Below are 15,681 nucleotides of genomic sequence, written 5' to 3'. Positions count from 1 at the left end.
GGGTGCATCCATTCAGGCCAAAAGTGCTCCTTGCTGCCGCGCGGTCGCGGACAGAAAATGCAAGGCTTGGCCGTCGGTGGTGATTTCTTCCGCTTTGTCATAACCAGTGTCATTCAGCCTGATAGGTAGCAGGTTGAATTCGAAAGCGGTATTCTCCGTGTCTACGACTTGCTTCACCTTTCGTAATTAGTGCGAGGGTGGTGATTTTATAGTTTGAGCTTGTCCGACTACCCCGCCGCCTTCGCCAACCCCCGCGACAATTGCACCGCCGCATTCAGCCGCGCCCGCGGCGTCGCCCAGGCGCGGCTGATCACCAGCTTCATGTCCGGGCGCAGCTTGGCGGTGCCTTCCAGCTTGGCGACATAGGCCATCAGGCCCTCGACGCTGGGGAAGCTGTCCTCGTGGAAGCTGACCAGCGCGCCCTTTGGTCCCACGTCGATCTTGGCGATGCAGGCGCGCTTGGCGTTGAGCTTGGCCTCGATCAGCAGCAGGAGGTTCTCGGTCTCCTCGGGCAGCTTGCCGAAGCGGTCGATCATCTCGGCGGCGAACTCGTCGATGCCGCGCTTGTCCTCGACCTCGTTCAGGCGGCGGTAGAGGCCCATGCGCAGGTCGAGATCGGGGACGAAGCCCTCCGGGATCAGGATCGGGGCGTCGACGGTGATCTGGGGCGACAGGTCGCGCGGGCGCGCGTCGGCAAGGCCGCCGGCCTTGGCGTCCATGATCGCCTCCTCCAGCATCGACTGGTAGAGCTCGTAGCCGACTTCCTTGATATGCCCCGACTGCTCGTCGCCGAGCAAATTGCCCGCGCCGCGAATGTCGAGATCGTGGCTGGCGAGCTGGAACCCCGCGCCGAGGCTTTCGAGGTCGGACAGGACCTTGAGGCGCTTTTCCGCGGCCTCGGTCATCAGCCGCTGGGGCGCGGTGGTCATATAGGCATAGGCGCGGGTCTTGGCCCGGCCGACGCGGCCGCGCAGCTGGTAGAGCTGGGCGAGGCCGAAACGGTCGGCGCGGTTGATGATCATGGTGTTGGCGCTGGGGATGTCGAGGCCGGATTCGATGATCGTGGTGGAGACCAGCACCTCGTACTTCTTGTCGTAGAAGGCGGACATGCGCTCCTCGACCTCGCCCGCCGCCATCTGGCCATGGGCGACGACGTAGCGCACCTCGGGCACCTCCTCGCGCAGGAACTTCTCGATATCGGGCAGGTCGGCGATGCGCGGGGTGACGAGGAAGCTCTGGCCGCCGCGATAATGTTCGCGGAGGAGGGCTTCGCGCAGGACGACCGGGTCCCACGGCATGACATAGGTGCGGACCGCGAGGCGATCGACCGGCGGGGTCTGGATCACGCTGAGCTCGCGCAGGCCCGACATCGCCATCTGTAGCGTGCGCGGGATCGGGGTGGCGGTGAGGGTGAGGACGTGGACGTCGGCCTTGAGGCCCTTGAGCCGTTCCTTGTGGGTGACGCCGAACCGCTGTTCCTCGTCGACGATGACGAGGCCGAGGCGCTTGAACTCGATCCCCTTGGCGAGGACGGCATGGGTGCCGACGACGATGTCGATCTGGCCGGATTCGAGGCCTTCGCGCGTCGCCTTGGCCTCGGCCGCGGGGACGAGGCGGGAGAGGCGGCCGATCCGGATCGGGAAGCCCTCGAAGCGCTGGACGAAGTTGGTGAAGTGCTGGCGGGCGAGCAAGGTGGTGGGGCAGACCACCGCGACCTGCTGCCCCGCCATCGCCGCGACGAAGGCGGCGCGCAACGCGACCTCGGTCTTGCCGAAGCCGACATCGCCGACGACGAGCCGGTCCATCGGGCGGCCGGCGGCGAGGTCCTCGAGCACGTCGCCGATCGCGCGATCCTGGTCGTCGGTCTCGGTGAAGGGGAAGCGATCGACGAACGCGGGGTAGCCGCCGGGATCGGGTTCGAGCACTTCGCCGGGGCGGACGGCGCGCGCGGCGGCGGTGGCGATGAGTTCACCCGCGATCTCGCGGATGCGCTCCTTCATCCGCGACTTGCGTCGCTGCCACGCCTCGCCGCCGAGACGGTCGAGCGCGGCGCCTTCTTCCGACGAGCCGTAGCGCGAGAGGACTTCGAGATTCTCGACTGGGACGTAGAGCTTGTCGCCGCCGGCATAGGTGAGCGCGACGCAATCGTGCGGCGCCTTCTGCACCGGGATCTGGGTCAGCCCCTCGTAGCGGCCGATGCCGTGCTCGAGATGGACGACGAGGTCGCCGGGGGAGAGGGTGGCGAGCTCGGCGAGGAAGGCGTCGGTCGACTTCTTGCGCTTGTTGCGGCGGACGAGGCGGTCGCCGAGCATGTCCTGCTCGGTGAGCAGCGCGACCTCGGGTGAGGTGAAGCCATGGTCGAGGGGCAGGACGATGAGCGCGACATTGCCCGAATCGCGCCCGCCCGCGGCGACTCCGAGCGCCTCCTGCCAGCTCTCCGCGAACACGGCATTGGGCAGGCCATGGTCGGCGAGCAGGCCCTTCAAGCGCTCGCGCGAGCCGATCGAATAGCTGGCGAGGATGGGTTTCTTCCCGGCCTTGCGCAGCTTGGCGAGGTGTTCGGCGACGGCTTCGTAGATGTTGGTGCCGGCGGCGCGCTCGGGCGCGAAGTCGCGCGGGCCATCGACCGCGAAGTCGAGGACGGTCGCGCTTTCGGGCTCGTGGAAGGGGGTGGCGAGGTGCGCCTTGGCTTCCTTGAGCCGCTTGTCCCATTCGGCGGGGAGGAGATAGAGCTGGTCGGTGCCGAGCGGGCGGTAGCTGCCGGCATCGGTCGACTGGGCGCGGACGCGGTTGGCCTGATAGTCGGCGATCGCCTCGAACCGGTTCTCCGCCGCACCGGCGTCGCCCGCATCGCGGACGATCACGGCGTCGGCGGGGAGATGCTCGAACAGCGTTTCGAGCCGCTCCTCGAACAGCGGCAGCCAATGCTCCATGCCGGCGAGGCGGCGGCCATCACTGATGGCCTGATAGAGCGGATCGCCGGTGGCGGTGGCGCCGAACTTCTCGCGATAGCGCGTGCGGAAGCGCTTGATCGTATCCTCGTCGAGCAGGGCTTCGCTGGCGGGGAGCAGGGTGAAGCCGTCGACGCGGCCGGTGGTGCGCTGATCGGCGGGGTCGAAGGTGCGGACGCTCTCGATCTCGTCGCCGAAAAAGTCCAGGCGCAGGCCCTGCTCGCTGCCCGACGGGAACAGGTCGACGAGGCCGCCGCGCACCGCGAACTCGCCGGAGTCGTGAACGGTGTCGGTGCGGACATAGCCGTTGGCGGACAGGAGCGCGGCGAGCTTGTCGAGCGAGATGCGCTCGCCCGGCGCGAGCCGCGCGGTCATCTGGCGGACGCGGAACGGGGTCAGCGTGCGCTGGGTCGCGGCGTTGACGGTGGTGAGGATCAGGCGCGGCTTGCTGGTCTTGCCCTGCAACGCGGCGAGCGCGGCCATTCGCTCGGCCATGACGCGCAGCGTGGGACTGGCGCGGTCATAGGGCAGGCAGTCCCAGGCGGGGAACTGGACGATCTCGAGCTCGGGCGCGAAGAAGGCTGCGGTGGAGGCGACGGCGCGCATCGCGGACTCGTCGGGGGCGATATAGACCGCGCCGGTGGTGCTGGCGCGCGCGAGATCGGCGAGCAACCATGGGAGGAAGCCCGCGGGGACGCCGGACAGGGTGAGTGGCGTCGTGGCCGAGAGGATCTGGTTCAGGTCGGGCATGGTTCAGTTCGTCACCCCAGCGAAAGCTGGGGTCTTTCCTCGCTGGCGCGTCGCTTGTGGCAGGAGATCCCAGCTTTCGCTGGGGTGACGGCTTTCACAATCATTCGGCGACGGGCACGTAGTTGAGTGCCTTGAGCGCGGACATGATCGCGCCGTGATATTCGGGCGGGACGGGCTGGGTGCCCATCGCCCAGGCCATGATGTCGACGTCCTGCTCTTCGAGCAGCGCCTCGAACAATTCGATCTCCGCGTCGCCCCAGCGGGCATGGTGCGCGTCGAAGAATCCGCCGATCATCAAATCGGCTTCCTTGACGCCGCGGTGCCAGGCGCGGAAGCGGAGACGTTTCAGACGGGTTTCGCGGTCCATTTTCTCAACGCAAATTGGCCGACGGCGCTTTGTTGCGCTGTCGGCTGGGTGTAGGCACACGCAGATAGACATGCGCCCTGATATCCTCAACCCGCTGTTCGCCGAAGTCACCGCGCTCAAGGGCGTGGGGCCGCAGCTTGCCAAGCCGCTGGAGCGGCTGGGGCTGGCGCGAGTGGTGGATGTCGCCTTCCATTTGCCGAGCGGATGGATCGACCGGCTGCCGCGCGAAGAGCTGGATGCGGCGGATGTCGGCCGGATCATCGCGATCACGCTGACCCCGGTGAACTACCGGATGGGCGGCAGTGCGCGCGCGCCGTCGCGGGTGGAGGCGGTGGATGCGAAGGGGAACTATGTGACCCTGGTCTTCTTCGGCGGCAATTCGGGCTGGGCCAAGAAGCAGTTGCCGCTGAACGAACCGCGCTGGGTATCGGGCAAGCTCGACCAGTACGGGCAGGAATTGCAGATCGTGCACCCCGAGGTGGTCGCGCCCGAAGCGGCTGAACCCACCGGGCGCGAGGCGATCTATCCCCTGTCGGAGGGGATGACCTCGAAGCGGCTCGCGGCGCTGGCGGCACAGGCGATCGAGCGCGCGCCCGAGCTGCCCGAATGGATCGAGCCGAGCCTGAAGGACCGCAACGGCTGGCCGGCGTGGCGCGAGGCGCTGGCGCGGATCCATGCCGATCCGGCGGACGCGAAGGCGCGCGACCGGCTGGCCTATGACGAGGTGTTCGCGAACCAGCTGGCGCTGATGCTGGTGCGCGGTGCGGCGCGGGCGAAGAAGGGACGGCCGCTGGCGGGCGACGGGCGGCTGCGCGATGCGCTGCACCTGCCCTACACGCCGACGGGGGCGCAGGCGCGGACGATCCGGGAGATCGAGGGCGATATGGCACAGAGCCGCCCGATGTTGCGGCTGCTGCAGGGCGATGTCGGCGCGGGCAAGACGCTGGTCGCGGCGATGGCGCTGCTGATCGCGGTCGAGGCCGGGGCTCAGGGCGCGATGCTGGCGCCGACCGAAATCCTCGCGCGCCAGCATTTCGAGACGTTGCAGAGGTTGTTCTCGGGATTGGATGTGCGCATCGCCATCCTCACCGGGCGCGACAAGGGCCGCGCGCGGGAAGCGACCTTGATGGGGCTGCACGACGGGTCGATCGATATCCTGATCGGCACCCACGCGATCTTCCAGCAGGGGGTGGAATATCGCGATCTAGGGCTGGTCGTGGTCGACGAGCAGCATCGCTTCGGGGTGGCCGAGCGGATGATGTTGCAGGCCAAGGCGAAGACCGCGCCGCATCTGCTGGTGATGACCGCGACGCCGATCCCGCGAACCCTGCAACTCGCCACGCATGGCGAGATGGACGTGAGCAAGCTCGACGAGATGCCGCCCGGCCGCCAGCCGATCGAAACCAGCGTGATCAGCGAGGAACGGCTGGAGGAAATCGTCAACGGCCTTGCCCGGCATCTGTCGGGCGGCGGGCAGGCCTATTGGGTTTGCCCGCTGGTCGAGGAGAGCGAGAAGATCGACCTCGCCGCCGCCGGGGAGCGCGCCGAGGCGCTGCGGTCGCGGTTCGGCGAGCGGATCGGGCTGGTCCACGGACGGATGAAGGGGCCGGAAAAGGACGCGGTGATGGCGCGCTTCGCCAGCGGCGAGCTGGGCGTGCTGGTCGCAACGACGGTGATCGAGGTGGGCGTGGACGTGCCCAACGCCACACTGATCGTGATCGAACATGCCGACCGCTTCGGCCTCGCCCAGCTCCACCAGCTGCGCGGGCGGGTCGGGCGCGGCGGCGGGCGATCGGTATGCGTGCTGCTGCGCGGCGGGACGCTGAGCGAGACGGCGCGGGCGCGGCTGGCGCTTATGCGCGAGACCAATGACGGCTTTCGCATCGCCGAGGAGGATCTGCGGCTGCGCGGCGCCGGAGAGATGCTCGGAACGCGCCAGTCGGGCGAGCAGACGTTCAGGCTCGCCCCGCCCGAGAAGTTCGCCGAGCTGATCGGCGCGGCCAATGCCGATGCGCGGCTGTTGGTGGATCGCGACGGCGGACTCGACGGCGAGCGCGGGCAGGCGGCGCGGGTCGCGCTGTACCTGTTCGAGCGCGATGCGGCGGTGGGACTGTTGCGGGCGGGTTGAAGTCTGTTGCGAATCGGTCGCATCTGTGAGAAAGGCGGCGCGCCTTCACAGCGAAGGCCGTAAGCGTCTCACGTCAGGCAACGCATCCAACCCGGTGATCGGCCGGGAAACGGGGTCTTCCCGGGATGCTGGCCGATGCCCTGAATGTGAGAATATCATGCCAAGCAAGTTTCGTCCCCGCCGTCTGCCCGCCCGCCATGCGGGGCTCGTATCGGCGTTCATTCTTTCGATCATGATGACGTTCGTCGTCTCGGCGATCGCCACCGCGCGGAGCCTGGGTTTCTCCGAAGCCTTTCCGCGCGCCTGGATGGGGGCCTGGGCCTTGTCCTGGGTGATCGCCTTTCCGGTGCTGCTGATGGTGCTGCCGGTCGTACGGCGGATCGTCGGCGCGATCGTGGAGCGGCCTTCGGCCTGATCGGGAAAGGGCGCGGCGCGGGTTGAACCGGCCGCGTCACGACCTATCTGCTCGCGCAGATGTCAGCGATCTTTCCAATCCTCATGACGATCCTTGCGGGGATCGGCGTCGCGATGCAGCCTCCGGTCAACGGCACGCTGGCGCGAAGCGGATCGGTGATCCTCGCGGCGTTGATTTCGTTCGCGATCGGCACCGTGATCCTGCTCGGCATCTGGGCGACGCTGGACCGCACGTCGCCGGCGGCGCTCAAGGATGTGCCCTGGTGGGCATGGACCGGGGGCATCTATGGCGTGATCTTCGTCTCGACCTCGGCCTATGCCGCGCCGCGGCTCGGACTTGCCTCGATGCTGACCATCGCCATTGCCGCGCAGCTGGCGGCGGCGCTGGTGATCGATCATTTCGGATTGATCCGGCTGCCGGAGAACCCGGTGACGCCGATGAAGGCCTTTGGCGTGCTGCTGGTGCTGGCCGGCGTGATCCTGGTTCGGAAAGGCTAGAACCTAAGTCACTTCTTCACCAGCTGGGCGATCAACGCGTAATAGCTCGCCAGGCTGATCGCGGGCTCGAAGCTGGCGCCGAGGCGGCCGCCGAGCGACCATCGCACGTCCGCGATGGCAGTGCCTACCGCCGGAAGCATGACTCGAAGCCGGTCCCCCTCCGCAAAAGGCTTTTCGCAGCGGGCCATCAGGCCGTGGGGGGAAATGTTGACGATCAGCAGGGTGACCGGCTGGTTGTCGGGGCCGGATGCCCGGGCTCGATAATGGACCTCGTCGCGCTCGATCGCCCGGCGATCGGATGCGAGGGCGGGCGCCCCTGCTGCGGCTGAAAACTGGTACGTCACGCGCGCATGCCCCGTTCACCCCGGCAACTGCTGGAAGCAAAGGCTAGGCGCCGGGCGTAAACGTCGCGGCAACTCTCATGGTTAGCGAAAGCTTGCCGGCGATCAGGCCGGATCGAGCAATCCGTGGTGCTTCTTGCCCGCCGAGACGCGGACCTGTGCCGCGCCAACCGTGACCATGGCCGCCTCGTCGCTCACCTTCTCGCCATCGACGCGCGCGCCGCCGCCCTTGATCAGACGGCGGGCCTCGCCCTTCGACGCGGCGAAGCCGAGGCCGATCAGTGCGTCGACCACGCTGATCTCGCCGCTGACCGCGAGGGTGGGGAGCGACTCGCCCGAGCTGCCTTCCTCGAAGGTCTTCCGCGCGGTTTCGGCTGCAGCTTCCGCTGCCTCGCGGCCGCGGCACATCGCGGTGGCTTCGGTGGCGAGGATCTTCTTCGCCTCGTTGATCTCCGCGCCTTCGAGCGTTTCGAGCCGGGCGATCTCGTCGAGCGGCAGATCGGTGAACAGGCGCAGGAAGCGGCCGACATCTCGGTCGTCGGTGTTGCGCCAGAACTGCCAGTAGTCGAACGCCGGGAGCTGATCCTCGTTGAGCCAGACCGCGCCCGACATGGTCTTGCCCATCTTGCCGCCGTCTGCGGTGGTGATCAGCGGCGTGGTGACGCCATAGACCTCGGTCCCATCGACGCGGCGCGACAGCTCGATCCCGTTGACGATGTTGCCCCACTGGTCCGACCCGCCCATCTGCAGGCGACAGCCGGCGCGGCGCGACAGCTCCAGGAAGTCATATCCCTGGAGGATCATGTAGTTGAATTCGAGGAACGAGAGCGACTGTTCGCGGTCGAGTCGCAGCTTGACGCTGTCGAAGCTGAGCATGCGGTTGATCGAGAAATGCTTCCCGATGTCGCGCAGGAACGGGATGTATTCGAGCTTGTCGAGCCAGTCGGCATTGTCGACCATCACCGCGTCGGTGGGGCCGTCGCCGAAGGTCAGGAACTTTTCGAACACCGTCTTGATCGACGCGACGTTGCTGGCGATGACCTCGTCGGTCATCAGCTTGCGCGCTTCGTCCTTGAAGCTCGGGTCGCCGATCTTGCCGGTGCCGCCGCCCATCAGCACGATCGGCTTGTGCCCGCTCTGCTGCATCCGGCGCAGCAGCATGATCTGGACGAGGCTGCCGACGTGGAGCGAGGGCGCCGTCGGGTCGAAGCCGATATAGCCGGGCACGATCTGTTTGCTGGCCAGCGCGTCGAGCGCGGCGGCGTCGGTGACCTGGTGGATATATCCACGCTGGTCGAGCAGGCGAAGCAGATCGGACGTGTATTCGGTCATAGCGCGGCGCGGTTAGCAGGGTTGGGCGCGGCGCGCCATGGGGTGGCGCGACGGGTGGGCGGAAGCAGAGCAAAACGGTGAATGGCATCGTCACCGGGCCGGGTTGAATCCCGTGACGCGGGAAAGCGATTCCAAGGCGGGGACGGGCGATGCTACGCCTGCATCATGTTCCCCCTTGCCCATGCGCTCTCGCTCGCCCCGCACCCGGACACGCCGCCCCGTTCGGTGCGGTCCGTCGACGTCGAACTGTCGATGACCGATGCCGAACGGGTGCTGCTGACCTTCTATATCGCGCCGGGCGAAGCGCTGGCCGTTCCCGATCCGGCATCACCCGCCCGCACGGATGGGCTGTGGCAGCGAACCTGTTGCGAGCTGTTCCTGAAACCCGGCGGCGGCGACGGTTATGTCGAGTTCAACTTGTCGCCGTCCGGGCAATGGGCGGCCTATGCGTTCGACGGCTACCGCGCCGGGATGCGCAACCTAGAGCTGCTGATCGAACCGCATATCGAGCTGGAGCGCCAAGGCGAGAGCTTCGTGCTGGAGGCGGAGGTCGACCTTGCGGCGATTCCGGCTGGGCCGGTGGCGATCGGCCTCTCGGCGGTGATCGAGGAGACCGACGGGACCAGATCCTACTGGGCGCTCAACCACCCGCCCGGGAAACCCGATTTCCATCATCCCGATTGCTTTGCGCTCGAACTCCCGGCACCTGATGCCTCATGAACTTCGGTATCGACCGGCTGCTCGCCGACCCCGCGCTTCTCGACCAGCTCAAGGGGCGCCGCGTGGCGCTGCTCGCGCATCCCGCCTCGGTGACGGCGGACCTGACCCACAGCCTCGACGCGCTGGTCGCGGCGGGGGTGAGCGTGTCGGCGGTGTTCGGGCCGCAGCATGGCGTGCGGGGCGACCTGCAGGACAATATGATGGAGTCGCCGGACTATACCGATCCCACCTACGGGATGCCGGTGTTCAGCCTCTATGGCGAAGTGCGGCGGCCGACCGGCCAGTCGATGCACACGTTCGACATCGTCCTGATCGACCTGCAGGACCTGGGCTGCCGCATCTACACCTATGTGACGACGCTGCTCTACATGCTCGAAGCGGCGGCGCAGCACGGCAAGGAAGTGTGGGTGCTCGACCGGCCCAACCCGGCGGGGCGGCCGGTGGAGGGGCTGACCTTGCTGCCCGGCTGGGAGAGCTTCGTCGGCGCGGGGCCGATGCCGATGCGGCACGGCATGACGCTGGGCGAGATGGGCGCGTGGTTCATCGACCAGTTCAAGCTCGACCTGCCCTATCGCGTGATCGAGATGCAGGGCTGGGCGCCCGATGCCGCGCCGGGCTTCGGCTGGCCGCCGGAGCGGGTGTGGATCAACCCCAGCCCCAACGCCGCCAACGTGAATATGGCCCGCGCCTATGCCGGCACGGTGATGCTGGAGGGAACGACGCTGTCGGAGGGCCGCGGGACGACGCGCGCGCTGGAGCTGTTCGGCGCGCCGGACATCGACGCCAAGGCGGTGATCGCCGAGATGCGGCGGATTGCGCCCGAATGGCTGGCGGGATGCACGCTGCGCGACTTCTGGTTCCAGCCGACCTTCCACAAACATGTCGGCGAGCTGTGCAACGGCGTGTTCATCCATGCCGAGGGGGCGGGATACGACCATGAAGCCTTCCGGCCGTGGCGGCTTCAGGCGCTGGGGTTCAGGGCGATCCGGGCGCTCTACCCCGACTATGACCTGTGGCGTGACTTCCCGTACGAATATGAATTCGACAAGCTGGCGATCGACGTGATCAACGGCGGGCCGGGGCTGCGCGCATGGGTCGACGACGTCGCGGCGGCGCCGGGCGAGCTCGACTCGACGGCGGATGCGGACGAATCGGCGTGGGAAGCGACTCGGCAGCCCTTCCTTCGCTACTAAGTTTGCCGTAACCGCAGGCATGATGTTGGCGGGGCTGATTTTCGCGACCGAGGACGCAGGCGACAAGCCGGGGACGCTGGCGGCCACCTTGCCGTTCGGCGGGATGACGTTGCTCGAATACCAGGCGCGGCTGCTGGTCGGTGCCGGAGCGGGGCAGATCCTGGTCGCAGTGACGCGGGTAACGCCCGCGCTGCTCGGCGCCGTCAGCCGCGCGGCGAAGCGCGGCGTGCCGGTGGATATCGTGCGATCTGCCGCCGAGGCATCGACCAAGGCGCACCCGCTGGCGAGTATCGTGGTGCTCGCCGACGGCCTCGTCACCACCGATGACGTCGTCGACAAGATGTCGGGCGAGGGCAAGGATGCGATTCTTGTCACGCAGGAACCGTCGGCTTCGCTCGAACGGGTCGATGCGCAGAATTGCTGGGCGGGCGTGGCGCGGATTCCGGTTCAGCGGATCACCGACATCGCGGCTTTCCCGCCAGACTATGATTTCCAGTCGACCCTGCTGCGCGCGATCGTGCAGGCGGGAGCCGAGCAGGTATCGCTGCCGTCGAGCGCCGTGCGCGCCGGACATGGCGTCGAACGGGACGGCGGCGCGCTCGCTTCGCGCAGCAACGCCGTGCTCGCCGCGCTGACCGAGCGGCGGACGAGCTGGGCCGACCGGCATGTCTTCACCCGCATCGCACGGCTGGCATTGCCCAAGGTCGTCGAGAAGGCGGTGCCTGGCTGGGCGCTGACCGCGGGCGGGCTGGCGCTGGGCGCGGGTGCGGCGGCGCTGATCGCACTGGGCTGGCCCTGGGGCGCCGGAGTCGCTCTGCCGGGCGTTGCGGCGCTGGCGACGGGCGCCGCGTTGTCGGCGCTGCGGGGCGAAGAGAAGCGCGCGGCGGCGCAGGAGCATCTGATCGGGGCGATCGCCGGTATCGTGATCCTTGCGCTGGGACTCATGGAGACGCGTGCGGACGCGACGCTCGACGGATTGATTCTCGCGCTTTCCGCACTCGCCGCCGTTGCGATCGGCGAGCGAACGCAGGCGGTCGTCAAGCGCTGGTGGGGAAGCCCGGCAGGCTATCTGCTGCTGGTAACGCCGTTCGCGATCGCCGGGCGGGTGAGCTGGGGGCTGGCTGCGGTGGCGATTTATGCGGTCGTCACGCTCGCGGCGGCGGTTGAGAGTCGACGGGAAAAGCCTTAGCTCTGTCTTAACCGCAGTTCCTTTAAGTTCGGAACCATGTCCAAGCCGATTGGCGACATGCGTACAGGCGCTCATGAAGGCGCACAGGCGTTGCTCGCGCGTACCGCGGCAGCGGACGCGGTCGCGCATCGTGCGCTCGGCACCGCGATTGCGGACTTCGCGCTTCCCGATACCGACCGGCTCGACGAGCGCACGCGCGCATCGCTGGCGCGGCTGCTGCACGGGTTGATCACGGCGATCGAGAGCGAGGTAGGCGGGCACGCCGTGCGGTTGTTGCGCGCGCAGGGCGAGGCGGTGCTGGCGGATATGCTTGCGGGGCAGCATGGCGTCGCTGGACGGCTGCACGCATCGGGCGTGCTGCACGATCCCGCGCTGATGGGCGAGTTGATCGCGCGCGTGCGGCAGGATCTGCTGGCAGGCGGGATGGCGGCGCAGGCGCAGGACGAGCCCGAACGGGCAAGCCTGCTCAACCGGTTGGCACAGCATCCGGACCGGCTGCTTGCGCAGAGCGCCGCGGCGGTGCTGGTCAACGAAAGCCGCAGGCGCAGCATGCCCGACGCGACGGGGCATAGCGACCTGCCTGCCGAGCTTCACTACAAGCTGGTATGGCAGGTGGCGGCAGCGCTGAGGGCGGGGTTTTCGGGAAATGCTCCGGCACTCGACCGGGCGCTGGCAGATTCTGCGCAGCGCAGCCTGGCCGCGCACGACGAGAATGACCGGCTGGAAGCGGCCGCGATGCGGCTGGCGGTGGCGATCGACGCCCGGCCCGATGAACTTCCCGAATTGCTGGCAGAAGCGCTGGGCGACCGCCGCGTCGCATTGTTTGCGGCCGTGCTGGCGCACGCGCTGCGCATCGATTTCGACGCGGTGCGGGCGATGACGCTCGATTCCGCGAGCGAACGGCTCTGGGTCGCGCTGCGCGCGCTCGATTTCGATCGTGCAGCGGTCGCGCGGCTCGGCGTGGCGCTGAGCGAGGCGGATCCGCGCCGCGACGTCGAGGCCTTTGCGGACCAGCTCGACACGATCATGGCGGTGGGCGCGGATGAAGCCCGCGCGGCGATCGCGCCGCTCGCTTTGCCCGCCGACTATCGCGCGGCATTGCTGGCGTTGAAGGGCGCGCCGCAATGAATGCGATCGAACCCAACATGCCCATCGCGATGGGGCGGATCGGGCCCGACGGGCGGCTGGTCCATGCCGAGGCACGGCTGGCCGACCTCAATGCTCGTGCCGGCGGCAAGGTGGGCGCACCGCTGGCGGTACCGCCGATCGCGTCGATCGCCCGGCTGGCGCAGCGGCTCGGCATTGCGATTTCGCGCGGTGTCGTGGCCGCTGACGGCGAGGACGATATCGACCTGTGGGTCCGCGCCGAGCCCGATTCGGAGGGGGTGCGGCTGGAAGTGAGCGGCTGGCGCCCGCGCGGGGCCTGGCAGGCGCCCGAGGGCGACTCGCTACGCGAGGACGATTTCCTGCGCGCCGAGGCCGATTGGATCTGGGAAACCGATGCGGCGATGCGGATCACGCACCTGGCTGCGGAGGCGGGTGTCGAGCCGGGCCTGGACCTGGCCGCGATGCTGGGTCAGCCGCTGACCTTGTTGTTCGCGCTGGAAGCCGATGAGGACGGGGCCTTGCCGATCCTTGCCGCGGCCGCAGAGCAGACCCGGTTCGACGGGCAGATCGCCGAGCTTCGCGGCACCGGGCAACGCGTGCGCATCTCCGCAAGCCCGCGGATCGATGCGATGGGGCGCTTCGCCGGCTTCAGCGGCTCGGCGGTGCTGGTCGATCCCGCGGATGAGGCCGGTGCGAACGCCGTGGCCGATCCTGAATTCACCAGCGAGTTCGGGCAGCGGCTCGAGAAGGCGCTGCGCACGCCGCTCGCACGGATCATCGCCAATGCCGACAGCATCAGCGCGAAGCTGGATGGGCCCCTGCGCGACGATTATGCCGAATATGCCACCGACATCTCCAATGCCGGGCGGCACCTGCTGTCGCTGGTCGAGGATCTGGCCGATCTGAGCGCGATCGAGCGCGACGACTTCACCGTCGAGATCGAGCCGATCGACCTCGCCGATATCGCGCGCCGCGCAGCCGGGCTGCTGGCGGTGCGCGCGAGCGAGGCGGATGTGCGGATCGAGAAACCCCGCGCCGACGAGACGATGCCGACGACGGGCGAGTTCCGGCGGGTGTTGCAGATCATGGTCAACCTGATCGGCAATGCGGTGCGTTATTCGCCGCCCGGCGGATCGGTTTGGGTTCAGATCCAACCCGAGGGCAGCTTCGGCTGCGTGATCGTCGCCGATCAGGGCAAGGGCATTGCGATCGAGGATCAGACCAAGATCTTCGAGAAGTTCGGCCGCGTCGATCCGGGCGAGCCGGGCGGAAGCGGGCTTGGCCTCTACATCGCCCGGCGGTTGGCGCGGGCGATGGGGGGGGATATATTGGTCGATAGCGCGCCGAACGAGGGCGCGCGCTTCGTGCTGACGCTGCCGAGACGCGACGCTTGATCGCGCGCCGGGGCGTCTTGGGCGGCGGGATCGCCTGCGTCGCTGCGCCCCTGTGGGCGCGCGAACCGGAGCGTGACATCAGCTACGCGCAGGATTTCGACGAGATGTGGCGCACGCTGGCCGAGCACTACTGCTTCTTCGGCGAGAAGGCGACCGACTGGGAGAAGGTGCGCAGCGTCTATCGCCCGCAGGCAATCGCCGCGCCGTCGCGGCACGCGTTGGCACAGGTGCTGAAGCGCGCGCTTGCGGAGCTTTACGACCCGCATACGACAGTGCGCAACAGCCCCGACGGGACCGCGCGGACGCCGCCGTTCGACCTGATGGTCGCGCGGGCCGCGGACGGGATCCGCGTGACGGCCGTGCAGGCGGAGTCGGCGGCTGCAGAGGCCGGAATCGCGATCGGTGACGTGCTGACCGCGATCGAGGGCGTGCCGGCCGAGGCAGCGATCCAGGCCGCCGCGCTGCGCTGCCTCAAGCGGCAGGATCCGGCGGCCGATGCCTTCGTGCTCGGCACCGTCGCAGCGGGACGGCGGGGGATGCCCCGGCGCTTTGCCGTGCGATCCGGTGACGCGCCCGCGCGGGAGATCGCGCTGCCGATCAAGCAACGGGCCGACCCGGCCGATGTCGCGCATCGGCGGCTGGAGAACGGGATCGGCCTGATCACGATCCGCAGCTTTGGTGCCCTCACCTCGGTCGTCGCGGTCGACGCGGCACTCGCCGAGCTGCGCGACGCCCCGGCCTTGCTGATCGACGTGCGCGGCAATGGCGGCGGCGACACGGCGGTCGCGCGGCCGATCATGGGGCGCTTCATCACCGAGCGGGCGCCCTATGGCTATATGCGGCGGCGTGCAGGCGCAGGCCTGAGCCGGCGCTGGACGGAATATGTCGAGCCGCGCGGGCCGTTCACCTGGACCAAGCCGGTGATCGTGCTGTGCGATCACTGGAGCGCCAGCATGGCCGAGGGCTTCCCGATGGGGATGCGGGGGCTGGGCCGGGCGACGATCGTCGGCACGCCGATGATGGGGCTGGGCGCGGCGGTGTTCCAGCTGCGGCTCGACCGCAGCGGGATCGACCTGCAATATTCGGCCGAGCCGGTCTATGACGTTCAGGACCGGCCACGCTGGACGATGCGGCCCGATGTGGTCGTGTCCGACGGCGCCGATATCCTGGCGGCGGGAGTCGCTGAGGCGAAGCGTCGAATGGCGCAAGGCTGAGGCAGCGGTTGCGCCCAAGAAGCGGAGCGTTGAACTGGATTCACGGCGGTGGGCGCGCCTGCCGGTATCCCCAGCGCCGCCGC

At 68.4% G+C, this 15,681-nt stretch carries 13 protein-coding genes; 9 read left to right on the top strand and 4 right to left on the bottom strand.

The features are described from left to right. Positions 1-227: 227 nt before the first annotated feature. Together mfd and BDW16_RS04735 are read right to left on the bottom strand one after the other, a co-directional pair. Positions 228-3,701: a transcription-repair coupling factor gene (gene mfd / locus BDW16_RS04740; protein WP_066577586.1), complete on the bottom strand. Its 3,474-nt coding sequence runs from the start codon at positions 3,699-3,701 to the stop codon at positions 228-230. A 100-nt stretch (positions 3,702-3,801) separates the two neighbouring features. Next, positions 3,802-4,068: an FAD assembly factor SdhE gene (locus BDW16_RS04735; protein ID WP_066577588.1), complete on the bottom strand. Its 267-nt coding sequence runs from the start codon at positions 4,066-4,068 to the stop codon at positions 3,802-3,804. A 70-nt stretch (positions 4,069-4,138) separates the two neighbouring features. Here BDW16_RS04735 and recG point away from each other — a divergent pair, with 70 nt between their 5' ends. From recG to BDW16_RS04720, 3 genes are read left to right on the top strand one after another with little or no spacing between them, the layout of a single operon-like run. Beyond that, the gene (recG, locus tag BDW16_RS04730) at positions 4,139-6,196 is read left to right on the top strand and encodes an ATP-dependent DNA helicase RecG (protein ID WP_066577594.1); all 2,058 of its coding nucleotides are present in this window, start codon (positions 4,139-4,141) and stop codon (positions 6,194-6,196) included. Further along, positions 6,078-6,611, top strand: coding sequence for a DUF2798 domain-containing protein (locus BDW16_RS21850; protein ID WP_338417961.1), 534 nt, complete (start codon positions 6,078-6,080; stop codon positions 6,609-6,611). The genes recG and BDW16_RS21850 overlap by 119 nt, the downstream gene beginning before the upstream one ends. A 59-nt stretch (positions 6,612-6,670) precedes the next feature. Continuing rightward, positions 6,671-7,108 (top strand): DMT family transporter, encoded by a 438-nt coding sequence (locus BDW16_RS04720; protein ID WP_066577605.1) that lies wholly within the window; start codon positions 6,671-6,673, stop codon positions 7,106-7,108. Between the two features lie 8 nt (positions 7,109-7,116). Here BDW16_RS04720 and BDW16_RS04715 read toward each other — a convergent pair whose 3' ends face one another. After that, positions 7,117-7,452 carry a PilZ domain-containing protein gene (locus tag BDW16_RS04715; protein WP_066577608.1) on the bottom strand — a complete coding sequence of 112 codons (336 nt, stop codon included), beginning with the start codon at positions 7,450-7,452 and terminating at the stop codon, positions 7,117-7,119. 102 nt (positions 7,453-7,554) lie between these two features. Beyond that, positions 7,555-8,781: a tyrosine--tRNA ligase gene (gene tyrS, locus BDW16_RS04710; RefSeq protein ID WP_066577611.1), complete on the bottom strand. Its 1,227-nt coding sequence runs from the start codon at positions 8,779-8,781 to the stop codon at positions 7,555-7,557. Between the two features lie 165 nt (positions 8,782-8,946). Between tyrS and BDW16_RS04705 the strand changes: the two genes are divergently transcribed. From BDW16_RS04705 to BDW16_RS04680, 6 genes are read left to right on the top strand one after another with little or no spacing between them, the layout of a single operon-like run. Beyond that, a complete protein-coding gene (locus BDW16_RS04705) occupies positions 8,947-9,501 on the top strand; it encodes a DOMON-like domain-containing protein (protein WP_083954283.1) in 555 nt (184 codons plus the stop codon). Further along, on the top strand, positions 9,498-10,694 hold the full coding sequence (locus tag BDW16_RS04700) for an exo-beta-N-acetylmuramidase NamZ family protein (RefSeq protein ID WP_066577614.1): 1,197 nt from the start codon (positions 9,498-9,500) through the stop codon (positions 10,692-10,694). The genes BDW16_RS04705 and BDW16_RS04700 overlap by 4 nt, the downstream gene beginning before the upstream one ends. A gap of 19 nt (positions 10,695-10,713) precedes the next feature. Next, positions 10,714-11,883, top strand: a complete 1,170-nt coding sequence (locus BDW16_RS04695) for a hypothetical protein (RefSeq protein WP_066577621.1) — start codon at positions 10,714-10,716, stop codon at positions 11,881-11,883. 57 nt (positions 11,884-11,940) lie between these two features. Beyond that, positions 11,941-13,011, top strand: coding sequence for a DUF2336 domain-containing protein (locus BDW16_RS04690; RefSeq protein ID WP_241230578.1), 1,071 nt, complete (start codon positions 11,941-11,943; stop codon positions 13,009-13,011). Beyond that, entirely contained in the window at positions 13,008-14,384 is a 1,377-nt protein-coding gene (locus tag BDW16_RS04685) for a PAS domain-containing sensor histidine kinase (RefSeq protein WP_066577625.1), read from the top strand. Before BDW16_RS04690 ends, BDW16_RS04685 begins: the two co-directional genes overlap by 4 nt. Next, positions 14,381-15,598 (top strand): S41 family peptidase, encoded by a 1,218-nt coding sequence (locus BDW16_RS04680; RefSeq protein WP_198585767.1) that lies wholly within the window; start codon positions 14,381-14,383, stop codon positions 15,596-15,598. Before BDW16_RS04685 ends, BDW16_RS04680 begins: the two co-directional genes overlap by 4 nt. The last annotated feature ends 83 nt before the right edge of the window (positions 15,599-15,681 follow it).

The organism is Sphingomonas koreensis (assembly GCF_002797435.1).
GTDB classification, from domain to species: domain Bacteria; phylum Pseudomonadota; class Alphaproteobacteria; order Sphingomonadales; family Sphingomonadaceae; genus Sphingomonas; species Sphingomonas koreensis.
Note: the sequence above shows the minus strand (reverse complement) of the source record. Positions and strands in the feature narration are given on the sequence as shown.

Coding starts and splice junctions, on each gene's coding strand:
- mfd (WP_066577586.1), bottom strand. CDS start 3,701: ATGCCCGACCTGAACCAGATCCTCTCGGCCACGACGCCACTCACCCTG.
- BDW16_RS04735 (WP_066577588.1), bottom strand. CDS start 4,068: ATGGACCGCGAAACCCGTCTGAAACGTCTCCGCTTCCGCGCCTGGCAC.
- recG (WP_066577594.1), top strand. CDS start 4,139: ATGCGCCCTGATATCCTCAACCCGCTGTTCGCCGAAGTCACCGCGCTC.
- BDW16_RS21850 (WP_338417961.1), top strand. CDS start 6,078: ATGCGCGGCTGTTGGTGGATCGCGACGGCGGACTCGACGGCGAGCGCG.
- BDW16_RS04720 (WP_066577605.1), top strand. CDS start 6,671: ATGTCAGCGATCTTTCCAATCCTCATGACGATCCTTGCGGGGATCGGC.
- tyrS (WP_066577611.1), bottom strand. CDS start 8,781: ATGACCGAATACACGTCCGATCTGCTTCGCCTGCTCGACCAGCGTGGA.
- BDW16_RS04705 (WP_083954283.1), top strand. CDS start 8,947: ATGTTCCCCCTTGCCCATGCGCTCTCGCTCGCCCCGCACCCGGACACG.
- BDW16_RS04700 (WP_066577614.1), top strand. CDS start 9,498: ATGAACTTCGGTATCGACCGGCTGCTCGCCGACCCCGCGCTTCTCGAC.
- BDW16_RS04695 (WP_066577621.1), top strand. CDS start 10,714: ATGATGTTGGCGGGGCTGATTTTCGCGACCGAGGACGCAGGCGACAAG.
- BDW16_RS04690 (WP_241230578.1), top strand. CDS start 11,941: ATGCGTACAGGCGCTCATGAAGGCGCACAGGCGTTGCTCGCGCGTACC.
- BDW16_RS04685 (WP_066577625.1), top strand. CDS start 13,008: ATGAATGCGATCGAACCCAACATGCCCATCGCGATGGGGCGGATCGGG.